Below are 20,576 nucleotides of genomic sequence, written 5' to 3'. Positions count from 1 at the left end.
CACCACGCAATGCGCCTCGCTCGACGCGCAGATCGTGTGCCGGCGCCGGATGAGCGAGGAGAGCCCTGGCGATCATGTCTACGGGTGCTGCCCGGCACCTGTAGAGACGCTGTGCGAGGAGAGGGCGAGCGACGCGATGCGTAGGAGGAACATCCGGCAGCTGACCCCCGCGCGTCACCGGTGGTCTCTCGCCGTGACACGGGTCGCCATCGTCGCGATCGGCGCCCTCGGGGTCGGGCTCGCCACACCGGCGCAGGCGGCCGCCGATGCCGCAGCTCCTCCGGGCTCGGCCCTCTCCCATCTCGCGTCCACGACCGTCGATGACGCTGTGTCGGATCTGACCGCGCCAAGCGCGCCCTCATCGTTCTGGGTCGTTCCCTCACTGCTCTCGGCCGTCGTGATCATCGTCGGATTGATCTTCCGGCAGCGTGAACGCGCTCGCGACCGAGCCCGCGACGGCTGACCCCGGGCCGGGCCGCCCGCGGGCGGAGTCAGGGCAGCCGATCGACGAGCCGGACGATCGGCGCGACGCTGACCGATGCCGGCAGAGAGGGCCGCACCGTCAGGGTCGCAGGCTCGGATGCTGTCGAGCCGTAGGCGTTCGCGAACACGATCCGGTACTCGGTCCGGTCCATGCCCAGCGTGGTGGGCCCGGTCGAGTACTCGGGCTGCGTCGCACCCGGGATATCGACCCACTCCCCGTCCGCGACCCGCTGCTGCCACTGCTGCGTGCGGTTCGGTGAGACCGCGGGGGTGCTCGCCCGGAACACCGCATCGTGGCCGACGAGCGTCCGCACGTCGGCGGGATGGGAATCGATGACCGGCGCCGCGGCAACGGTGAGCAGAGCCGGGTCGCTGACAGCGCGGCCCAGGTGGTTCTCGGCCACGGCTCGAAACCGGAGACCGTCCATGTCCGCGGTGACGTTTGAGAAGAAGAGGCTGTTGGGAGATTGAACCCACTCTTCGAACGTTCCGGACTCGTACGCCTCCCAGACCACACCATCCCGCGAGACCTCCCAGGTGACAGGGAGCGTGCTTGGGGTCGCATTGTCCACCACCCAGACGTAGAAGCTGGCGAACCCTCCGAGCGAAGCGACGACATCCGACGGGTGCGTGATGAAATACGGTGCACCGCGAACGGTGAGGACGGCGCCATTCGTGTGGACAGACCCCGCGGCGTTGGTGTGTACCGCGCGGTATCGCCATCCGTTCATCTCGGCCGTCGTGGCCTCCAGGCGGAGCGTGGCGGCGGTCGCCCCGACGATGTCGGACCAGGTCGCACCGCCGTCGGCCGACACCTGCCACTGGGTGCGGACGCCGTCACCGGAGGCGGATGTCGTGAACTCGGCGCCGCTCCCGACGTCGACGATGACGTCGACGGGGTGCTGCTCCACGAGCGGCAGATCGAGCACGGTCACCGTAAAGGTGCCGGCGGCGAGCGGTTCGCCGTTCGGCGCCAGCAACCGCATCGCGCCGCCTTCCAGAACCGCTCCACGGGGCGCGTCCTCGGACAAGCGCATCTGCATGAAGATGCCGGTGGGCATCGGGACGCTCGCGGAGACGGACCGCGCCGTGCGGCCGTCATCGTGAAGAGTGAAGGCGAGCTGCCCCTGCGACTGGTGTTGCATGGCCACGATCTCAACGTGGGCGGGGACGGTGAACTCGAATCTTCCGGTGATGGCGGGCAGGGCCACACGATAGGCGAGAACATGGAATGCTTCTCCCGGCGCCCTGACGGAGTCGTCGCCGGAGGCGATGATCTCCTCGAGAGCCCGCGGACTCGCAGCCTCAGACTGCACCGATTCCGCGGCGGTCGACGCAGCGTGCGCGGGCACGGTGACGCCGATCAGCGCGACCATGGACACCGCGGCCACCGCCGTCAGGTACCGAGCCCTGAGCCATCTCACGGTGCTTCCCCTTCGTTCTCGTCCACGCACGAGATTAGGAGTGGCCCACGGCACCTAGAGGCTCACCGTGGGGATCTGAGTGCGCGACCGCCGAGAGTGAGTGCCGGGTCGCGAGGCGGCAGTCGGGCTCGAGCGGATCGCCGATCGAGGGCCGCTGGAGGCGAGATCGCGTGGCGAGCGATCAGCCGATCCCGACTACTCCGCCGGCGGCTCCCCTTCACCGCAGGCAGAGATGCCCGGCAGGGAGACGACCGTGCGGCGGTCCAGATCGATCACCTGAACGTCGAAAAGAATGCCGCTGGAGTGCCGGAATGCGATGGCGGGCACTGATACCTCGAACTGCATCGAACGAAGCCGGAGGGTGGAAGCGGGTGCGGCGACTCAGCTCCAGTCGCTAGGGGCCTCGTAGGTCGCCCCCATCGCTTCACGCCCCCGACACTTCAGCCCCTCACCGCTGCTCGAGAACCAGCTTCCGTGCCCCGAAACCGTGACCAGTTGCCGGTCATGCGCCGCCCACGCGACGCCCAGCTATGTCCGCGGCGTGACCGGATTTCCGGCACCGAAGGACCGACGACCAGCCCCAGCGCACGGTAGTCATCGCTCCAGAGAGAGAGAATCGAGGCAGTGGCCGCCGCGGGGCCGAAGGCGGGACCAGACACGCCCACCTGGCGGCCACCATAGCCTCGTGTCACGACTGCGGGACGCGGGTGGGCCGGTCGCTGGCCCCGCGGCGGACACGGCTGGCGCAACCGAGGGTCACAGCCGAAACTAGCCCGGGGACAGAAGCAGCGTCATCCGACGCGCTCGCCTGTCATGGCGCAATGAAGCAGTGACGGCGCTTCACTCGTTCGGTGGCTCGCCATCGCCGCATGGAGCGAGACCGAGAAGGTCCACGACGATGTCCCCTTCGGTCCCGACTACCTTGACGTCGAGGACCGCCCCGCTGGCGTGATTGAAGGCCACGGCTGGGGACTTGATGTCCACCGTCTCGGCGATCACGTAATCAGAACCAAGGCGGCCGGGGAGCGCGTCGACGAATGCTTCGCCGTCGAAACCCGGCTGTGGCGTGACTGCCCAACGGTTGATGGAGTAGTACCCGCCGCCGTCGCAAGCCAGGTAAGCCGAGTCGGGAGTTCGTACCTCGACGACACCTCCGGGGATCTCGTCCGCGATTCGTTGCATCGCTGCCTCAGTATCCGTCCGCGCCTGTTCGAGCGTCGGCCTTCCTGCCATCGCACACCCCACCATCGTCATGCCTGCCAGCGTCAGAACTGCAGTGACCGACACTGCACGAGACCGCTTCATTGATTCGCCAGTTCCATAAAGATGCGCTCCAGGTGGAGATGCGTCTGGAGGTTCACGGACGGGTCCGGTGAGATCACGTCCCCGTGTTGCCCGAAGGGACGGAAGCCTGTGAATCCGGAGTCGAGCTCGGTGAAGCCGTTCTCTTCGCTGGCGGTCACGGCGTATCCGAACGGGTCCACTTGTATCCCGTCGAGCGCCCGGTTGATGTCGGTGGGGCCTTGGATGGCGTAGTAAGCGGTGCCGTCTTGCGGTTCCCACCCGTCCAGCATCCCGATGCCTGCCAGGATCACGCGCGCCTGGAAGTCAGCACCCAGCCGTTCAGCTTGACCGCCGGGGCTCGACCCGAATGAGTGCTCGACGGAAAGGAGAGGTGTCGAGTCGGTGATGACATCCAGTTCCTCCTCGAACGCCGCGTAACGGCTGCCGAGCGGCAGAGCCCACAGATTCACCTGCGGCCCGAACACCGCCACGTCCGGCGGAGCGAGGTTCGGGAAGAACCCCTGCTTGAGCACGAAGCCCGCCACCTCCACACCATCGGGGGATACTCGACCATCCGCCGCGTCAGGGATGTCAGCCCCTCGTCGGCGGTGGAGGAGTAGAAGCTCTCCATCGTCGTGTTGGTGCCGGGCATGAAACTCGTGATGACATCCGCCTTCGAGACGTCACCGAACATCTCGATGATCTGCTGCGGCTGCGCCACCCTCGGGGGTCGTCACGTCGCCATCCTAGAAGCACTACTCCGGGACGTCAGCGACCCGAAGGCAGCAAACGCCCCCTAGACGAGCATTCCGACGGTCAGCGCCGCGCCGGCCGCCAAGCCTATTCCCACGGTTGCGGCCCTACCCCGATGATGGGTTCGGAGGCGCATCGCACTATGGAAACACCTCAGCCGCCGACGGATCCTGCGGCTCGTCGGCGAAACCACCAGCTCATGGTCGCGGGCGTTCTCTGCTACCCCGTGGCGGGACTGCTGCTGCTACATGCGCTGGACGAGCCCGGCGCCCCGTTGCGCTGGGTACTCCTGGGACTGTGGGTAGCTCTCGCAGGTGCTGCGAACGTGTTCGCCTGGAAGCGTTACTACAAGCGATACCCGCCGCAGCCATGGCCGGGCTCGCCGCAGAGACGGCCAGACGCTACCGGGCACAGCGTCCCACCTTCTGCGCCAGATCGCGCCATCCCTCATCGGCCACAGAACCGCGGTTGACAGCACGACCCAGATCCGCACCAGGAACGCACCACATATGCAGAAAACCCCCGGATAACCGGGGGTTTTCATTGGCGGTGACGGTGGGATTTGAACCCACGGTAGGGGGTTACCCTACACAACTTTTCGAGAGTTGCACCTTCGGCCGCTCGGACACGTCACCGCCGACCAGCTTACGACATCCGAGGCGATGCTGCGAACCACGTGCCCCCGGCCAGGCGTAGCGTGTGTCTGTGACGCGATCATCGACCCCGCAGACGGCTCTCATCGTCGCGATCGCGTCGCTCGCGTCATCCGTGGCTTTTCTCGACAGCACGATCGTGAACGTCGCACTCCCGGCGATCGAGCGCGAGCTCGGCGGCGGACTCGCGACGCAGCAATGGGCGGTCGACGCGTATCTGCTGACGCTGTCGTCCCTCATCCTGCTCGCGGGCTCGGTGAGCGACGCCTACGGGCGCCTCCTCGTGCTCCGCATCGGACTGATCGGCTTCGGTGTCGCCTCGGTAGCGGTAGGTCTCGCGCAAGACCCGGTCTTCCTCATCGCCGCGCGCGCCGTCCAAGGTGCGGCTGGCGCCTTCCTCGTGCCGAGCTCGCTCGCCCTCATCACCTCGCTCCTCCAGGGCCACGAGCGCTCGCGCGCCATCGGCCTGTGGACGGCCTTCACGACGGGCGCCTCGCTCGTCGGGCCGCTGCTCGGCGGCCTCTTCGTCGACCTGCTCTCCTGGCGCTACGCATTCCTCATCAACGTGCTGCCGGTGGCCGTCACGCTGTGGCTCGTCGCGCGGCTCCCCGTCCACGACGAGCGCCGGGCCGACGCCGGGATCGACTGGTTCGGCGCCGCCCTGTGCACGGCGGGCCTCGGCGGCATGGTCTTCGCGCTGATCGAGCAGCCGAACCTCGGGTGGACCTCCCCCGCGATCTGGATGCCGCTGGCCGGCGGCGCCGTGATGTTCGCGGCCTTCCTGCTGCGGCAGCGAACGTCGCGGCATCCGATCCTGCCCCTCGGACTGTTCCGCGCGCGCAACTACTGGACCGGCAACCTCGCGACCCTGTTCGTCTACGCGGCCCTCTCGCTGAACGGCTTCGTCGTCGGCGTCTACCTGCAAGAGGGCGCCGGCCTCAGCGCGACGCTGGCGGGCCTGGCGAGCCTGCCGACCACGGTGCTGCTGATCGCGCTGAGCCCGTGGGCCGGCTCGCTCGCGGAACGCCTCGGCGGGCGCCTGTTCATGACCGTCGGCCCCCTCGTCATGGCCGGCGGCGCACTGATGCTGCTGCTCGTCGGCGAGCGCTTCGACTACTGGTGGCAGGTGCTCCCCGGCCTCGTCGTGTTCGGACTCGGGCTCGGCGCGACGGTCTCGCCCCTCACCGCGACGATCCTCGGCGCCGTCGACCCGGAACGTTCGGGCATCGCGTCAGCCGTGAACAACGCCGTCGCGCGGGTCGCCGGCCTCGTGGTCATCGCCTTCTTGGCGCCCATCGTGGGCGGCACGCTCGACCTCGCCGGCTTCCACCGGGCGGCGATCGTCACTGCCGCACTCATGGCCGCAGGCGGGCTCATCGCCTTCGCCGGCATCCGGAACAGCGCACCCTCAGCCACCGCCCCGGCAGCGGCGGGCTAGCGCGCGCCCGGCGAGCGCTCCGACGCGAGCGGGCCGAGCACCGACAGCATCCGCAGCTTCTCCGCCGCCTCCGACCCGGGCTCGGGGGTGAGGGTGAGGAGCGCCTGCGAGCGGTCCTCCGTGAAGAGAACCTGGCAGTCGACCTCGATCTCGCCGACGGCCGGATGCATCACGACCTTGTGATCCGCGAACCGCTCGGCGACCTCCTCGAGATCCCAGAGCCGGGCGAACTCGGCGCTCCGCTCGCGCAGGTCGTCGACGAGACGCGCGGCCCGCGACCCTGCGCCACCCCGGCCCGCGACGGCGCGGAGATTCGCCACGATGGCCCGGCTCTGCCGGTCGTGATCGGATGCCGGATACACCGCCCGCTCGCTGACAGGATGCACGAACCAGCACCAGGCGCCGCTGCGTTCGCGACCGGTGCGTCGTTCGCGCGCACCGAAGAGAGCCCGCGCGAGGTCGTTCTGGGCGAGAGTCTCGTCGAGCTCGGTGATCACGAGCGCCGGGATGTCGTCGAGCCGGTCGAGCACCCGCTGAAGCGCCGGTGCCACATGATCGGCAGCGCCGGAACGTTCGGGCGGCGTGTGCCCGGCGAGCCGGTGCAGGTGGTCGCGCTCCGAGCGCGAGAGGCGCAGGGCCCGCGTGAGCGACGCGAGCATCTGCAGGCTCGGCTGCGGACCGCGCTCCTGCTCGAGACGCGTGTAGTAGTCGGCGCTCATGAGAGCGAGTTGCGCGACCTCTTCGCGCTGGAGTCCCGGCACCCGGCGGCGCTCCCCCGACGGCAGTCCGACGTCCTCCGGACGCAGCCGCTCTCGACGTGCGCGGAGGAATCGGGCGAGTGCGGCGCGGTCCACGCATCCATTGTGACCGCGGCGACCCGCTCGAGCCAGGGATCGCCGCTCCCCCGTTCACGCGTGCCTGGACGCGCACGGATGCCGCGACGAGAGTCGTCGCATGGACATCACCGGACGCACCATCTTCATCCCCGGCGCGACGAGCGGCATCGGCCGCGCGCTCGCCATCGCTCTCGCCGAGCGCGGCAACACGGTCATCGTCGGTGGCCGCCGGCGCGAACTCATCGACGACCTCCGCTCGTCGCACCCGGGCATCGACGGCGTCGAGATCGACACGTCGGATGCCGCATCCATCGAACGCGCCGCCGCCGAGGTTCTGGAACGGCATCCCGGCCTCGACGTGCTCGTGACGATGGCGGGCATCATGAATGCGGAGGACTGGACCTCTCCCGTGGGATTCGTCGACAGCGCGGAACGCACCGTCACGACGAACCTGATGGGGCCCATCCGGCTGATCGGCGCATTCATCGAGCACCTGCTGACCCGCCCCGCCGCGACGATCATGACGGTCTCGTCGGGGCTGGCCTTCGCCCCGCTCGCTGCGACGCCCAGCTACAACGCCACGAAGGCGGCGATCCACATGCTGAGCGAATCGCTGCGTCTGCAGTACGCCGGCTCCCCCGTCGAGATCGTGGAGCTCGTGCCGCCGGCTGTGCAGACCGACCTCATGCCCGGTCACGCCGAGAACCCGCAAGCGCAGCCGCTCGACGAGTTCGTCGACGAGGTGATGGCGATCCTCGAGCGGGATGCCGATGTGCGTGAAGTGCTCGTCGAGCGCGTGAAGTTCCTGCGCCATGGTGAAGCGCGCGGCGACTACGCAGATGTCGTGCGGACACTCAACTCCTCCGACCCCCACGCAGGTCGGAGAGGGGCCCGGTAGCGACTCTCATGCGCCCCTGCCAGACTGAGATCATGAGCGCGATCGAGAACTCCAAACTCACCGTCGTCGGCGCGGGCGCCGTCGGATCCAGCGTCGCCTACGCGGCCCTCATCCGCGGCTCGGCCCGTCACGTGGCCCTCTACGACATCGCCACCGAGAAGACCGAGGCCGAGGTGCTCGACCTCGCACACGGCGCTCAGTTCACCGGCTCGAGCGACATCATCGGCGGGTCCGACATCTCTGTCGCAGAGGGCTCGCACGTCGTGGTCATCACCGCCGGCGCCAAGCAGAAGCCCGGACAGACGCGCACGGAGCTCGCGGGCGTGAATGCCGGCATCATCGCCTCGATGATGCCGCAGCTGCTCGAGGTCGCCCCCAACGCGACCTTCGTCATCGTGACCAACCCGTGCGACGTGCTCACCGTTCTCGCGCAGGAGGCCACCGACCTGCCGCCCGAGCGCATCTTCGCCTCCGGCACCGTTCTCGACACCTCGCGTCTGCGCTGGAAGATCGCCCGTCGCGCCGGTGTCTCGATCTCGAGCGTGCACGCCTACATCGTCGGCGAGCACGGTGACACCGAGTTCCCGCTGTGGTCGCATGCCACCATCGGCACGGTGCCCATCCTCGACTGGGTGCCCCTCGACGGTCAGCCCAAGTTCACCGCGGAGGAGCTGGACCAGATCGCCGTCGACGTCCGCGACGCCGCATACAAGGTGATCCAGGGCAAGGGTGCGACGAACTACGCCATCGGCCTCTCGAGCGCGCGCATCGTCGAGGCGATCCTGCGCGACGAGGATGCCGTACTGCCCGTCTCCACGGTGCTGCGCGACTTCCACGGTGTCGACGGCATGGCGTTGTCCGTGCCGTCGGTCGTCAACCGCCGGGGCGCGTTCCCTGTGCGCGAGATCGAGTTCTCCAAGCGCGAGCTCGAGCTGTTCCAGCACTCGGCGGCGGCCCTCAGCGACGTCGCCACCTCCCTGCGCGGCTGACCTCGCGCGCGCCCGGCGCGCGGTGTCGCGCGGGGCGCTGATACATCCGTCGGACCGGCGGTGCTGGTGTCGTCCCGGAGCCGCGGGAAGACGACATCCGCACCACCGGTCCGACGTATGTATCGCCCGAACCGGCGCCGGCGCTGACAGACGAGGGGATGTCGGAGGTCGCGCCTACCCTGGACGCATGGCCTCTCGACGTCCCGCCCCCACCACGGCCTTCAAGTGCACGGAATGCGGGTGGACGACGGCGAAGTGGGTCGGCCGCTGCGGGGAGTGCCAGCAGTGGGGCACCGTCGTCGAGGCGGCGACGCAGACCGGCATCACGTCGACCGTGACGGCGGTGAGTCCCGGCGCTGCGCGCGCCGCTCGTCCGATCACCGAGATCGACACGACCGAGGCACCACGGCGGTCGAGCGGTGTCGGCGAGTTCGACCGCGTGCTCGGCGGCGGCGTCGTCCCCGGCGCGGCGATCCTGCTGTCGGGTGAGCCCGGCGTCGGCAAGTCGACTCTGCTGCTCGAGGTGGCCGCCCAGTCGGCTCGCTCGGGGCGTCGCGTGCTCTACGTGAGTGCCGAGGAGTCGCTCGGTCAGGTCCGGCTCCGGGCCGAGCGGACCGGCGCGCTGCACGACGCGCTCTACCTCGCAAGCGAGACCGACCTCGCCACGGTGCTCGGCCACGTCGACGAGGTGCGTCCCGATCTGCTCATCGTCGACTCGGTGCAGACGGTGTCGTCATCGCTCTCCGACGGAGTGGCCGGCCAGCCGAGCCAGGTGCGCGAAGTGGCGTCGACGCTGATCCGTGTCGCGAAAGAGCGCGACCTCCCCGTCCTCATCGTCGGACACGTCACGAAAGACGGGTCGATCGCCGGCCCCCGCGTCCTGGAGCACCTCGTCGACGTCGTCTGCCAGTTCGAGGGAGACCGGCAGACCTCGCTCCGGTTCGTCCGAGCACTGAAGAACCGTTTCGGGCCGACGGATGAGGTCGGATGCTTCGACATGACCGGCGACGGCATCGCAGAGGTGCCCGATCCGAGCGCGCTGTTCCTGGGCCACGGCGACCCCGTCCCCGGAACCTGCGTGACGATCGCGCTCGAGGGTCGACGCGCGCTGCCCGTCGAAGTCCAGGCACTGACGCTCAAGACCGGGGCGCCGAACCCCCGCCGTGTCGTCAGCGGCGTCGACAGCGCTCGCGTCGCGATGATCCTCGCCGTGCTCGAGAAGCGGGGAGTCGCAGTCACGAGTGACCAGGATGTCTACGTCTCGACCGTGGGCGGCGTGCGCCTCGTCGAGCCCGCCGCCGACCTCGCCATCGCCATCGCCATCGCCGGCGCCGTCGGCGGCAAGGCCGTGTCGCGACAGGTGGCGGCCTTCGGTGAGCTCAGCCTCGCGGGCGAGATCCGCCCGGTCACCCAGTCGAGCCAGCGGCAGTCCGAAGCGAAGCGCATGGGCTATACCGCGGTGGTGGATGCCTCATCCCGCACCATCGGGGGAGCTATGCGCGACCTGCAGGTGCGCCAGCCCGCGGCATCCGCCACCGACGCCGGCTTCTGACCCGCGCACGCCCCTCACTCCGCCTCACCTGGCAGCTCACGCCCCCGCCCGAGGAATGACGGGGCACCAACTGCCAACCCAAACCTCAAGCTCAAGCCCACCCCGCCTCACCGGGCAGCTCACGCCCCCACCCACGCGTCGATAGGGCACCAACTGCCAACCCAGCGACCAGCACCCCAACACACCCCGCCTCACCTGGCAGCTCACGCCCCCGCCCGAGGGATGACTGGGCACCAACTGCCAACTCAGCGACCAGCCCCCAACCACCCCGCCTCACCTGGCAGCTCACGCCCCCACCCGAGGGATGACGGGGCACCGACTGCCAGCCCAAACCTCGAGCCCAAGCCCACCCCGGCCACCTGGCAGCTCACGCCCAAACTCAGCGCTCGAGCGGGCGCGAAGCGCCAACCCAAACCACGAGCCCCAAACCCCAAACCCCGAGCCCAAACCCGAACCCGAGACCGCACGATCACGCGTCGAGGGCGGCGATCACGTCCTGCGGGGCGGCCTGCATCGGGTGCGGGCCCGCGATGTCGAAGAACACCGTGGTGATCTCCGACTCGTGAACCCCGAGGAACGCGCGCAGACCGCCGGGCGACTGCAGCGCGACATGGGCCGGGAGCGCCTCGGGCTTGTGGGCCGCATCGCTGAACAGGAGCAGCGCGACATCCCCCGTGTTCGGATCCCGATAGGTCCAGATCTCCCCGACGTCGCGCGGATCATCCCGGTTCCCCGGCCGCATGAGCGGCACGACGGTCGGGCCGTGCCGCAGGGCGAACGCGAGGGCCGCCATGTCCTGCGTCTGCAGAGCGTCGGCGAGCTGCGGGTTGCGGAACTCGGGCAGCGGCTTCTTCGCGCCCCGCTTCTTTCCAGCCATCACCTCAGCCTAGAGAGAGAAGGGGCCCTCTCGAACTCTTCATTGGGGACTGAGGAAATCGAGAGGGCCCATCGCTCGCCCGAGGTGGGGATCCGTCGTCGCGATTCTGGGGGGTTACGCGACTACTCGCTGCTGGGGACAGCGGGGGTTCCTCGGGGAACTGCATCCAGGTTACGACCGGTCCCGACCCCTGTCTGCCTCTAGCCGGTGAGAAAAGTCTCACCCACGCGACGGCTTCAGCGCAGGACGAACTGACGTTCCTGCTGACCCGCCAGCCCGCCGATCTCGACCACCAGATTGAAGTAGCCCGCGGGCGCTGCCGGCCGCTCCCCGTCGCAGCTGTCCACCGACGACCGCGTGCGATCCCAGGTGATCGGCGTCACGCTCGAGACCGTCTGTCCGGGATCGATCTGCACGACCTGGTCGCTCGACTCGCTCTGACAGTCGGTCGAGCGCCACCAGACGTCGGGGCCGCTCGAAACCGTCAGCTTCTGCGTCGCCGTGCCGACGTTGAGCAGGCACGGCTCCGCGCCCGAGTTCGTCAGCGAGATCGACAGCTGCGGCAGCTCGCCGGCGCCGTAGGCGTCCTTATCGGTGACCGCGGAGACCTGGACCGATCGAGCAGAGCATGCCTCGACGTCGGCCGGCGTGGCGTCCGAAGACGGCTGAGGCGCGCTCGGGGATGCCGCGGGCGCGGGCTGGTCGGCCGGAGGAGACGCCGACGCCTCGCCGGCATCCGACGACACGGTCGGAGCGGGCGCGCTGCCCGCGGTCGAGCCCTCCCACGGGCGCCAGAACGCGAGCACGACGGCCGCGATGACGAGGAGCACGACGAGGAGCAGCACGAGACGTCGCCGACGGTAGACCGCGGGCGAATGACGGCGGCGAGGCGGCGTGTCGGTCATGAAGCCAGGGTAGGACGCGGGCCGGATGCCGCCGAGGCGGCACGCCTAGAGGTGCTTGAGCATCCGGGTGTTGCCCAGGGTGTTCGGCTTGACGTGCGCGAGGTCGAGGAACTCCGCGATGCCCTCGTCGGGGCTCCGCAGCAGCTGGGAGTACACGTCGGCATCGACGATCTGCTCGCCGATCGCCTCGAAGCCGCGACGCGCGAAGAAGTCGACCTCGAACGTGAGGCAGAACAGGCGCGACAGGCCGAGCTCCCGAGCGCCCTGTTCGAGCCGGTCGACGATCGCGCCGCCCACCCCACGGTGCAGCCACTCGTCGACGACGATGAGGGTGCGCACCTCGCCGAGGTCTTCCCACATGACATGGAGGGCGCCGCATCCGATCAGCTGCCCGTCGGCCTCGGCGACGACGAACTCCTGCACCGACTCGTAGAGCACCACGAGGTCCTTGCCGAGCAGAATTCGTCGCTGCACCCAGGGCTCGAGCATCTCGCGGATGCCGCGGACGTCGCTCGCCCGTGCGGGGCGGACGACGAAGGCCGGGTCGTCGGAGCTCACACCTCAACGATAGTCCGCGCCGGTAAGGTTGCCTCAGCCCGAGATCCCTCCCGCTTTGGAGTGCCGACGTGAGCGTGCTCCGTGACTACGCAGCCGCAGTGTCCCAGCCGACACTGCCGCTGTCGTCGCTTCCCCACGGACCTGCAGACCTGTCACGCTACGACGAGGTGGTCGACGCCGACGGCGGCCTCCGCCCGGCCTGGCAGTCTCTCGCGGGCCTCGCGCTGGCCCTGACGCCGTCCGAGCTCGGCCGCGTCGAAGGCGAGATCACCCGTTTTCTCGCCGATGACGGCGTGACCTACGTCCGGCCCGACAGCGGCGCCCAGCCCTGGCAGCTCGACCCCGTTCCGCTCGTCGTCGACGCCGCCAGCTGGGCCCCGCTCGAGACGGGCCTCGCACAGCGCGCCGAGCTGCTGAACGCCGTCCTCGCCGACCTGTACGGACCGCAGACCCTGCTGTCGTCGGGGGTCGTCCCCGCCGCCGCGGTGCTCGGCCACTCGGGATTCCTCCGCCCCCTCGCGCGGGCGACCGCGGCAGACCGGCATCTGCTGCTGCTGTCGGGCACCGACCTCGGTCGTGACGCCGACGGCGAATGGCGCGTGCTCGCCGACCGCGTGCAGGCCCCATCCGGCCTCGGGTTCGCGATGGAGAACCGCCGCGTCATCTCGCAGGTGCTCCCCGATCTGTACCAGCAGAGCGACCCGCACCGCATGGAGCCCTACTTCTCGGCGCTGCACGCGACGCTCGCCGCATCCGCACCCGAGGGCGTCACCGAGCCCCGCGTCGTCGTCCTCACGCCGGGGCCGCACTCCGAGACCGCGTTCGACCAGGCCTTCCTCGCGCGGGGCCTGGGCCTGTCGCTCGTGCAGGGCAGCGACCTCGTCGTGCGCGGCGGCCGGGTGTGGATGAAGCCCACCGGCTGGCCCCGCCGGGAACCGACCGAGCAGGTCGACGTCATCCTGCGCCGCGTCGACGCGGAATGGTGCGACCCGCTCGAGCTGCGCTCCGACTCGCGCCTGGGTGTGGCCGGCCTCACCGAGGCGGTGCGGCGCGGAACCGTGCGCCTGGTCAACGGACTCGGAGCGGGCGTCCTCGAGAACCCGGCGCTCCTGCCCTACCTGCCCGCCGCGTGCGAGGCGCTGCTCGGCGAACAGCTGCGCCTGCCCGCCGTCCCGACGTGGTGGTGCGGTGACGACGAAGCGCGCGCCACCGTCATCGAGCGCGTGCGCGCGCAGGACCCGACGTTGCTCGTCCGGACGATCGACGGGTCGCGCCGCGATCTCGCGGGACGGGATGCCTCGGCCGTCGCCGCTCGCATCGAGGCGAACCCGCACCGCTACGTCGGGCAGGAGCTGCTGCCGCTCTCGCAGGCGCCGGTGTGGACAGGTGAGGGGGCACGCGCCCGGGCTCTGATCTTCCGCGCATTCACTCTGCGCCACGGCTCGGCCTACCGCCCGCTCCTCGGCGGGCTCGCCACGGTCCGCGAGAGTCCCGACTCGGCCCCCACCACGAAGGACGTGTGGGTGCTGAAGGCCGCCGAAGGCGACGCCGACCAGGGCCTCATCGAGATCGGCCCGCTCCCGGGCGGCCGCAGCGCGCCGAGCATCGCTCCGCGCGCCCTCGACGACATGTTCTGGTCGGGTCGCTACGCCGAGCGCGCCGAAGACCTGCTGCGGCTCGTGCTCACGGCGCAGCAGCAGCTCGACCTCGCCGGAGCCGGCCGCGCCAGCCACACGAGCGCCCGCGTGCTGCGCGACGCCGTCCACCGGCTCGCCGGGCCGGGACCGGATGCCGCCGACGCCGACTTCCGGTCGCTCCTGCTCGACCCCGCGCGGGTGGGCTCGGCCGCCCATGCGCTCAGCCGACTGCGCGAGGCGCTCGACGGAGTCCGCGACCAGCTGTCGGGCGACACCTGGCGCGTCTTCGCGGGCATCGAACGCGCCGCCCGTGCGCTCCGGGCCTCATCGCACGCGCACCGTACGGCCGAGTCGGCGGGACGCATGCTCACCGTCGTGCTGTCGTTGCAGGGCGTGACGGCCAACATGATGCGCGACACCGGATGGCACTTCATCGAGGCGGGACGCTTCCTCGAGCGCGCACTGCAGGTGTGCCACGTGCTGCGGGTCGTCGTCGACCGCCGCGACGCGCGCACCGAACGGGCCGTCCTCGAGGCGCTGCTCACCGCGTCGGAGAGCATCGTCACCCACCGCCGCCGATTCCGCGGGTCGGTGCGCCTCGGCGACGTGCTCGACCTGCTGCTGCGCGACCCCGACAACCCCCGCTCGCTCGCCTTCTGCCTCGCCGAACTGCGGACGCATCTCGCCGCGGCTCCCGCATCGACGGGGTCGACCCGTCCGGAGCGCCTGGTCGACGACCTCGAGAACCTCGTCGACGCGATCGACACGGATGCGCTGGGGGATGCCGTCGACGGCATCCGATCGCCGCTCTCCGCGCTGCTCGACGACCTCATGGCGCAGCTCGAACAGCTCGGCGACGCGATCGACGAGCTGCACTTCGAGAGCGGCCCGCCCCCGGTCGCCCTGTCGTCGCTCGCCCTCATCGAGGAACTGATGGAGGCTCGCGCGTGAAGCAGTACCGCGTCTGGCATCGCACCGCCTACACCTACAGCGCCCCCGTCGAGGACAGCGTCGGGCAGTTCCACCTGATCCCGCGCGAGCTGCCCGGGCAACGGGTGCGCGAGGCGGATGTCGTCGTCTCCCCCGCCCCGGGCGACATGCGTCGCGAATCCGACTACTTCGGCAACTGGTCGACCTACTTCCACGTCACCGACGCGCATGAGGCGCTGTCGATCGAGGCGTCGAGCGAGGTCGTGGTCTCCGCGCCGGAGTACGACCCGGCAGCACTCGACCTGCCCTGGGAGTCGGCGCGACCGCTGCGGCATCCCGACCAGGAGGGGGCGTGGCGCGCCGCGGAGTTCGCGATGCCGTCTCCCCGCGTCGCGCAGTCGGACGCCACCGCCGCCTACGGCGCGGTCTCGCTCACCCCGGGGCGCCCGATCGGCGAAGCGGCGACCGACCTGATGCACCGCATCTACACCGACTTCGACTACGACAGCACCGCGACGACCGTCACGAGCACCGTCGCCGATGCGCTGGAGAAGCGCGCCGGCGTCTGCCAGGACTTCGCTCACGTCGCCCTCGCGTGCCTGCGCTCGCACGGCGTCGCGGCACGCTACGTCTCGGGCTACCTCGCGACCCAGCCACCGCCCGGCAAGGAGCGGGTGTTCGGAGCCGATGCCTCGCACGCGTGGCTCGCGGTCTGGCTGCCCGGCACCGATCAGTGGCTCGCGATCGACCCGACGAACGACCAGTGGGCCAACGACCGCTACGTCACGGTCGCGTGGGGCCGGGACTACGGCGACGTCTCGCCCGTCAAGGGCATCATCTTCACCGAGGCGAAGACCTCGACTCTGCGCGTCTCGGTCGACGTCGCCCCGCTCGAGCCCTGACGCGCCGGGGGTGCCGTGCGCGTTCCGCCGTGCGCGGATGCAAGGGATCCGCGCCGACACCCCGGGGCGGGGCATCCAACTCCGGGGTGTCGGGCACGAATGCTTGCATCGCGGCACGTAAGCGCGTGCCGACCGGCCACGGATGCCGGCGGGCTCAGCGGCCCGCTGCGTACTCCGTCGCTGCGGCGACGAGGCCGAGGAAGAGCCGGCGGTCGGCGGCATCCTCCTCGGGATGCCACTGCACCGCCACGAGGAAATCCGACCCGGGAGACTCGATCGCCTGCGGCAGCCCCTCGCCGCTGCGCGCCGAGACCACGAGATCGTCGCCGAGGCGGTCGATGCCCTGGTGGTGATAGCTGCTCACGGTGAGGGCGCCCGTTCCGACGAGCTCGGACAGCATCGTCCCGGCCGACACCGCGACCTCGTTCCGCGCGAAGACACCGTCGCCGAGCTGGTAGCGATCGGTGCCCAGCACGTCCGGGAGATGCTGATGGAGCGTGCCGCCCGCGGCGACGTTGATGAGCTGCAATCCGCGGCAGATGCCGAGAACCGGGATGCCGCGCTCGCGGGCGCCTCGCAGCAGCGCCAGCTCCCAGTCGTCGCGGTCGGACCGGGCCGGATCCGTGAGGGGGTGCCGCTCGGCGCCGTACAGCTCGGGCTGCACGTCGAGGCCGCCCGTGAGCACGAGGCCGTCGATCCGGTCGAGCACGACATCCGCGGCGGCCCGGGGCGACGGCTGCGGCGGCAGCAGCAGCGCGGCACCGCCCGATGACGTCACCCCGTCGAAGTACTGCTGCGGCAGGAAGCTCGCCCGCACGTCCCACACCCCCTGTTGCGCACGCTCGAGGTAGGTCGTCAGGCCGATGACGGGTCGGGGCGCCGTCGTGGCGTCGTCGCTGCTCACGCGCCGATCGTAGAACCGCTGTGTTTCGCGCCGATCACACGCGGCACACCGCCCTCCGGGATGCGGGCGGCAGACCGCGGGCAACGCGCCGAGGTCCATGCGACGTGTCCCGTCGACCGGCTCCGGGCGCACACGGCGACCGAGACACCGCACGCCACCGCGCTCAGCCTGTTGGCGACACCGGGAAGCGAAACGGAGCGCGGAGATGAGCGGAGGGCGACGAGCTTGAGGTCAGCGCAGCGCTCGGCGCAGGCAGATCAGTCGCGCGCGCGATTCCCACGACGGCTCGATGGTGAAACCCTGAGACCGATAGAGGGCGAGCGCGTCGGCGCGCCAGTCCCAGACGGACAGCCGCAGCCCCTCCGCATCCGCTCGCTCGGCGTGCTCGCGCGCGTATGCCATGAGAGCCGCCGCTACCCCGCGCCGGCGTCCGGCCGGCGCGACCCACAGCCGCTTCACCTCGACGTCGCGTCCGGAGCGCTGCAACGCCACCATGCCGACGACCCCGTCGTGCCCCTCGGCGACGACGACCACCGCTCCCGCGAACGCCGACGCCGGGTCGTCGATCTCGGCCTGGTATCGCGCCGGGAGCTCAGCACCGGCGAGCCGGTCCACCGCCCCGTGCTGGGCCTTCTCGTGTTCCGTCTGCAGGTGGTAATTGCGAAGGAGGCCCGAGACGGCAGCCCGATCCGCATCCATCCTGTCGACGGCACGAACGACGACGGTGTTCGACTGCATCCCGCCATTCTCGGGCACCGGCGGCCGTCCGAGCCATGCCCTCGCCCTCCGAGCCAGCGCACGACCCACCCGCGCCGGAAACGCCGGAGGGGCGGATGCCGCAGCATCCGCCCCTCCGTGCAGCTGGTCGCTCTCGCGAACCCGGTCAGTCGCCGCTCGCAGCGATGTCGGGGGTCGCGGCGATCTCGCCGGCCGCGCCGACGCCGACCGCGACCTTGCCCTCGCGCGGAGCCGTCTCGAAGACGAACTTTCCGCCCTCGGTGTCGACCTTGACGTGGTCGCCCGCGTTGAGCTCTCCGTGCAGGATCTTCTCGCTGAGCTGGTCCTCGACCTCGCGCTGCATCGCACGACGCAGCGGCCGGGCACCGAGCGCCGGGTCGAAGCCGATCTCGATGAGGCGGTCCTTCGCGGCATCCGACAGCTCCACCGTCATGTCGCGGTCGAGCAGACGGTCGCTCAGTCGCTTCGTGAACAGGTCGACGATCTGACGGAGCTCGGCCTTGTTCAGCTGCGGGAAGACGATGACGTCGTCGACGCGGTTGAGGAACTCGGGCTTGAAGTGCCGCTTGAGCTCCTCGTCGACCTTGCCCTTCATCCGCTCGTAGCTGGTCTGCGCGTTGCCCTCGACCTGGAAGCCGACCGGACCACCGGCGATCGCCGACGAACCGAGGTTCGTCGTCATGATGATCACGGTGTTCTTGAAGTCGACGATGCGGCCCTGACCGTCGGTCAGACGACCCTCTTCGAGGATCTGCAGCAGCGAGTTGAAGATGTCGGGGTGGGCCTTCTCGATCTCGTCGAAGAGCACGACCGAGAACGGCTTGCGGCGCACCTTCTCGGTGAGCTGGCCGCCCTCTTCGAATCCGACGAATCCGGGAGGGGCACCGAACAGACGCGAGACGGTGTGCTTCTCGCCGAACTCCGACATGTCGAGGGAGATCAGCGCACCCTCGTCGTCGAACAGGAACTCGGCGAGCGCCTTGGCCAGCTCGGTCTTTCCGACGCCGGTGGGACCGGCGAAGATGAACGAGCCCGAGGGACGCTTGGGGTCCTTCAGACCAGCACGCTGACGACGGATCGTGCGCGAGAGCGCCGCGATGGCCTCTTCCTGGCCGACGACGCGCTGGTGCAGCGCCTTCTCCATGAAGACGAGACGGCTGGTCTCCTCCTCGGTGAGCTTGAACACCGGGATGCCGGTGGCCTGGGCGAGCACTTCGGCGATAAGGCCTTCGTCGACCACCGCGTGCGACGCGACGTCACCCGAACGCCACTGCTTCTCGAGACGCAGGCGCTCGGCGAGCAGCGACTTCTCCTCGTCGCGGAGCGCCGCGGCCTTCTCGAAGTCCTGCTCCTCGCTCGCGCGCTCCTTGTCCTCACGGACCTTGGCGATCTTCTCGTCGAACTCGCGCAGCTCGGGCGGCGACGACAGGATCGACAGACGCAGGCGGGCGCCGGCCTCATCGATCAGGTCGATGGCCTTGTCGGGCAGGAAGCGATCGCTGACGTACCGGTCGGCGAGGTTGGCCGCGGCGACCAGTGCACCGTCGGTGATCTGCACCTTGTGGTGCGCCTCGTAGCGGTCGCGCAGGCCCTTCAGGATGTTGATCGCGTGAGGGATGCTGGGCTCGCCGACCTGGATCGGCTGGAACCGGCGCTCGAGGGCGGCATCCTTCTCGAAGTGCTTGCGGTACTCGTCGAGCGTCGTGGCACCGATCGTCTGGAGCTCGCCGCGGGCGAGCAGCGGCTTGAGGATCGACGCCGCGTCGATCGCGCCTTCGGCCGCGCCTGCACCGACGAGCGAGTGGATCTCGTCGATGAAGACGATGATGTCGCCGCGGGTGCGGATCTCCTTCGTGACCTTCTTCAGGCGCTCCTCGAAGTCGCCGCGGTATCGGGAACCGGCGATGAGCGATCCGAGGTCGAGCGAGTAGACCTGCTTGTCCTTGAGCGTCTCGGGCACATCGCCCTTGACGATCGCCTGGGCGAGGCCCTCGACGACGGCGGTCTTGCCGACGCCGGGCTCGCCGATCAGGACGGGGTTGTTCTTGGAGCGACGCGAGAGGATCTGCATGACCCGCTCGATCTCCTTCTCGCGGCCGATCACCGGGTCGAGCTTGTTGTCGCGCGCGGCCTGCGTGAGGTTGCGCCCGAACTGGTCGAGCACGGCCGAGCCGCCCTGCGGCGCCTGGGTCTGCTCGCCCGCGCCGACGGTCGCGCCGGCGGGCTCCTTGCCCTGGTAGCCGCTGAGCAGCTGGATGACCTGCTGGCGCACCTTGTTCAGGTCGGCGCCGAGCTTGACGAGCACCTGAGCGGCGACGCCCTCGCCCTCGCGGATGAGGCCGAGAAGGATGTGCTCGGTGCCGATGTAGTTGTGTCCGAGCTGCAGCGCTTCGCGCAGCGACAGCTCGAGGACCTTCTTCGCGCGCGGCGTGAACGGGATGTGACCGGTCGGCTGCTGCTGCCCCTGACCGATGATGTCCTGCACCTGCTCGCGCACGGCGTCGAGCGAGATGCCCAGGCTCTCGAGGGCCTTGGCCGCGACGCCTTCACCCTCGTGGATCAGACCCAGGAGGATGTGCTCGGTCCCGATGTAGTTGTGGTTGAGCATCTTCGCCTCTTCTTGGGCGAGCACGACCACGCGACGGGCACGATCCGTGAATCTCTCGAACATCGTCAGCCTCCTTCGAGCGCCGGGACTCCGGGCGCTTACGAAAGAGAGTAACCAGGCACGGATACGGGTATGCCCGTGTTCGCCGTCGGCATAGCGTTACGCGGGGTTGCGCTCGGCGGGGTCAGGCCATAACGTTTCTCGATA

General features: G+C 69.8%; 17 protein-coding genes and 1 tRNA gene. 7 read left to right on the top strand and 11 right to left on the bottom strand.

Features of this window, described 5'->3' with window-relative positions:
• Positions 1-193 precede the first annotated feature (193 nt).
• The gene (locus MTS1_RS11090; protein WP_137750795.1) at positions 194-463 is read left to right on the top strand and encodes a hypothetical protein; all 270 of its coding nucleotides are present in this window, start codon (positions 194-196) and stop codon (positions 461-463) included.
• A gap of 28 nt (positions 464-491) precedes the next feature.
• Here MTS1_RS11090 and MTS1_RS11085 read toward each other — a convergent pair whose 3' ends face one another.
• From MTS1_RS11085 to MTS1_RS11065, 4 genes are all read right to left on the bottom strand, one after another.
• Positions 492-1,907: a hypothetical protein gene (locus tag MTS1_RS11085; protein WP_023953844.1), complete on the bottom strand. Its 1,416-nt coding sequence runs from the start codon at positions 1,905-1,907 to the stop codon at positions 492-494.
• A gap of 840 nt (positions 1,908-2,747) precedes the next feature.
• Positions 2,748-3,161: a hypothetical protein gene (locus MTS1_RS11080; protein WP_144083390.1), complete on the bottom strand. Its 414-nt coding sequence runs from the start codon at positions 3,159-3,161 to the stop codon at positions 2,748-2,750.
• A gap of 47 nt (positions 3,162-3,208) precedes the next feature.
• On the bottom strand, positions 3,209-3,736 hold the full coding sequence (locus tag MTS1_RS11075; RefSeq protein WP_144083389.1) for a hypothetical protein: 528 nt from the start codon (positions 3,734-3,736) through the stop codon (positions 3,209-3,211).
• A 752-nt stretch (positions 3,737-4,488) separates the two neighbouring features.
• Positions 4,489-4,579: transfer RNA gene (locus tag MTS1_RS11065), tRNA-Ser, on the bottom strand.
• Positions 4,580-4,649: 70 nt separating this feature from the next.
• Here MTS1_RS11065 and MTS1_RS11060 point away from each other — a divergent pair.
• Positions 4,650-6,035: an MFS transporter gene (locus MTS1_RS11060; protein ID WP_036304762.1), complete on the top strand. Its 1,386-nt coding sequence runs from the start codon at positions 4,650-4,652 to the stop codon at positions 6,033-6,035.
• Here the strand turns inward: MTS1_RS11060 and MTS1_RS11055 are convergent.
• On the bottom strand, positions 6,032-6,889 hold the full coding sequence (locus MTS1_RS11055) for a helix-turn-helix transcriptional regulator (RefSeq protein WP_023953838.1): 858 nt from the start codon (positions 6,887-6,889) through the stop codon (positions 6,032-6,034). The genes MTS1_RS11060 and MTS1_RS11055 overlap by 4 nt on opposite strands.
• A 100-nt stretch (positions 6,890-6,989) precedes the next feature.
• Here MTS1_RS11055 and MTS1_RS11050 point away from each other — a divergent pair, with 100 nt between their 5' ends.
• The 3 genes from MTS1_RS11050 (at position 6,990) to radA (ending at position 10,310) form a co-directional block, all read left to right on the top strand.
• Complete coding sequence (locus MTS1_RS11050) at positions 6,990-7,769, top strand: SDR family oxidoreductase (RefSeq protein ID WP_023953836.1); 780 nt, start codon at positions 6,990-6,992, stop codon at positions 7,767-7,769.
• Positions 7,770-7,801: 32 nt separating this feature from the next.
• Positions 7,802-8,758, top strand: a complete 957-nt coding sequence (locus MTS1_RS11045; RefSeq protein ID WP_036304761.1) for an L-lactate dehydrogenase — start codon at positions 7,802-7,804, stop codon at positions 8,756-8,758.
• Between the two features lie 187 nt (positions 8,759-8,945).
• Entirely contained in the window at positions 8,946-10,310 is a 1,365-nt protein-coding gene (gene radA, locus MTS1_RS11040) for a DNA repair protein RadA (RefSeq protein ID WP_023953834.1), read from the top strand.
• Between the two features lie 469 nt (positions 10,311-10,779).
• On the opposite strand, the gene MTS1_RS11035 is transcribed toward radA, so the two are convergent.
• The 3 genes from MTS1_RS11035 to MTS1_RS11025 form a co-directional block, all read right to left on the bottom strand.
• The gene (locus tag MTS1_RS11035) at positions 10,780-11,187 is read right to left on the bottom strand and encodes a hypothetical protein (RefSeq protein ID WP_023953832.1); all 408 of its coding nucleotides are present in this window, start codon (positions 11,185-11,187) and stop codon (positions 10,780-10,782) included.
• A 236-nt stretch (positions 11,188-11,423) separates the two neighbouring features.
• Positions 11,424-12,092: a hypothetical protein gene (locus MTS1_RS11030; RefSeq protein WP_036304760.1), complete on the bottom strand. Its 669-nt coding sequence runs from the start codon at positions 12,090-12,092 to the stop codon at positions 11,424-11,426.
• Between the two features lie 45 nt (positions 12,093-12,137).
• The gene (locus tag MTS1_RS11025) at positions 12,138-12,650 is read right to left on the bottom strand and encodes an amino-acid N-acetyltransferase (RefSeq protein WP_023953828.1); all 513 of its coding nucleotides are present in this window, start codon (positions 12,648-12,650) and stop codon (positions 12,138-12,140) included.
• A gap of 68 nt (positions 12,651-12,718) precedes the next feature.
• On the opposite strand from MTS1_RS11025, the gene MTS1_RS11020 reads away from it, so the two are divergent.
• Both MTS1_RS11020 and MTS1_RS11015 read left to right on the top strand, forming a co-directional pair.
• Positions 12,719-15,238, top strand: coding sequence for a circularly permuted type 2 ATP-grasp protein (locus tag MTS1_RS11020; RefSeq protein ID WP_023953826.1), 2,520 nt, complete (start codon positions 12,719-12,721; stop codon positions 15,236-15,238).
• Positions 15,235-16,119, top strand: a complete 885-nt coding sequence (locus tag MTS1_RS11015; RefSeq protein WP_023953824.1) for a transglutaminase family protein — start codon at positions 15,235-15,237, stop codon at positions 16,117-16,119. The genes MTS1_RS11020 and MTS1_RS11015 overlap by 4 nt, the downstream gene beginning before the upstream one ends.
• Positions 16,120-16,273: 154 nt before the next feature.
• Here MTS1_RS11015 and MTS1_RS11010 read toward each other — a convergent pair whose 3' ends face one another.
• The 3 genes from MTS1_RS11010 to MTS1_RS11000 all read right to left on the bottom strand — a co-directional run bounded on the left by MTS1_RS11010 (position 16,274) and on the right by MTS1_RS11000 (position 20,432).
• On the bottom strand, positions 16,274-17,023 hold the full coding sequence (locus MTS1_RS11010; protein WP_036304759.1) for a gamma-glutamyl-gamma-aminobutyrate hydrolase family protein: 750 nt from the start codon (positions 17,021-17,023) through the stop codon (positions 16,274-16,276).
• 231 nt (positions 17,024-17,254) lie between these two features.
• On the bottom strand, positions 17,255-17,761 hold the full coding sequence (locus MTS1_RS11005) for an N-acetyltransferase (RefSeq protein WP_023953820.1): 507 nt from the start codon (positions 17,759-17,761) through the stop codon (positions 17,255-17,257).
• Between the two features lie 145 nt (positions 17,762-17,906).
• Complete coding sequence (locus MTS1_RS11000; protein WP_023953818.1) at positions 17,907-20,432, bottom strand: ATP-dependent Clp protease ATP-binding subunit; 2,526 nt, start codon at positions 20,430-20,432, stop codon at positions 17,907-17,909.
• Positions 20,433-20,576: the final 144 nt, after the last annotated feature.

This window comes from Microbacterium sp. TS-1 (genome assembly GCF_000509385.1).
Taxonomy (GTDB): Bacteria; Actinomycetota; Actinomycetes; order Actinomycetales; family Microbacteriaceae; genus Microbacterium; species Microbacterium arborescens.
This window is presented reverse-complemented; position numbering and strand designations above follow the sequence as displayed.

What these genes read in the sequence shown, in the direction of transcription:
- MTS1_RS11080 (WP_144083390.1), bottom strand. Translation starts at nt 3,161, where the DNA reads ATGACGATGGTGGGGTGTGCGATGGCAGGAAGGCCGACGCTCGAACAG.
- MTS1_RS11050 (WP_023953836.1), top strand. Translation starts at nt 6,990, where the DNA reads ATGGACATCACCGGACGCACCATCTTCATCCCCGGCGCGACGAGCGGC.
- MTS1_RS11045 (WP_036304761.1), top strand. Translation starts at nt 7,802, where the DNA reads ATGAGCGCGATCGAGAACTCCAAACTCACCGTCGTCGGCGCGGGCGCC.
- radA (WP_023953834.1), top strand. Translation starts at nt 8,946, where the DNA reads ATGGCCTCTCGACGTCCCGCCCCCACCACGGCCTTCAAGTGCACGGAA.
- MTS1_RS11035 (WP_023953832.1), bottom strand. Translation starts at nt 11,187, where the DNA reads ATGGCTGGAAAGAAGCGGGGCGCGAAGAAGCCGCTGCCCGAGTTCCGC.
- MTS1_RS11030 (WP_036304760.1), bottom strand. Translation starts at nt 12,092, where the DNA reads ATGACCGACACGCCGCCTCGCCGCCGTCATTCGCCCGCGGTCTACCGT.
- MTS1_RS11005 (WP_023953820.1), bottom strand. Translation starts at nt 17,761, where the DNA reads ATGCAGTCGAACACCGTCGTCGTTCGTGCCGTCGACAGGATGGATGCG.
- MTS1_RS11000 (WP_023953818.1), bottom strand. Translation starts at nt 20,432, where the DNA reads ATGTTCGAGAGATTCACGGATCGTGCCCGTCGCGTGGTCGTGCTCGCC.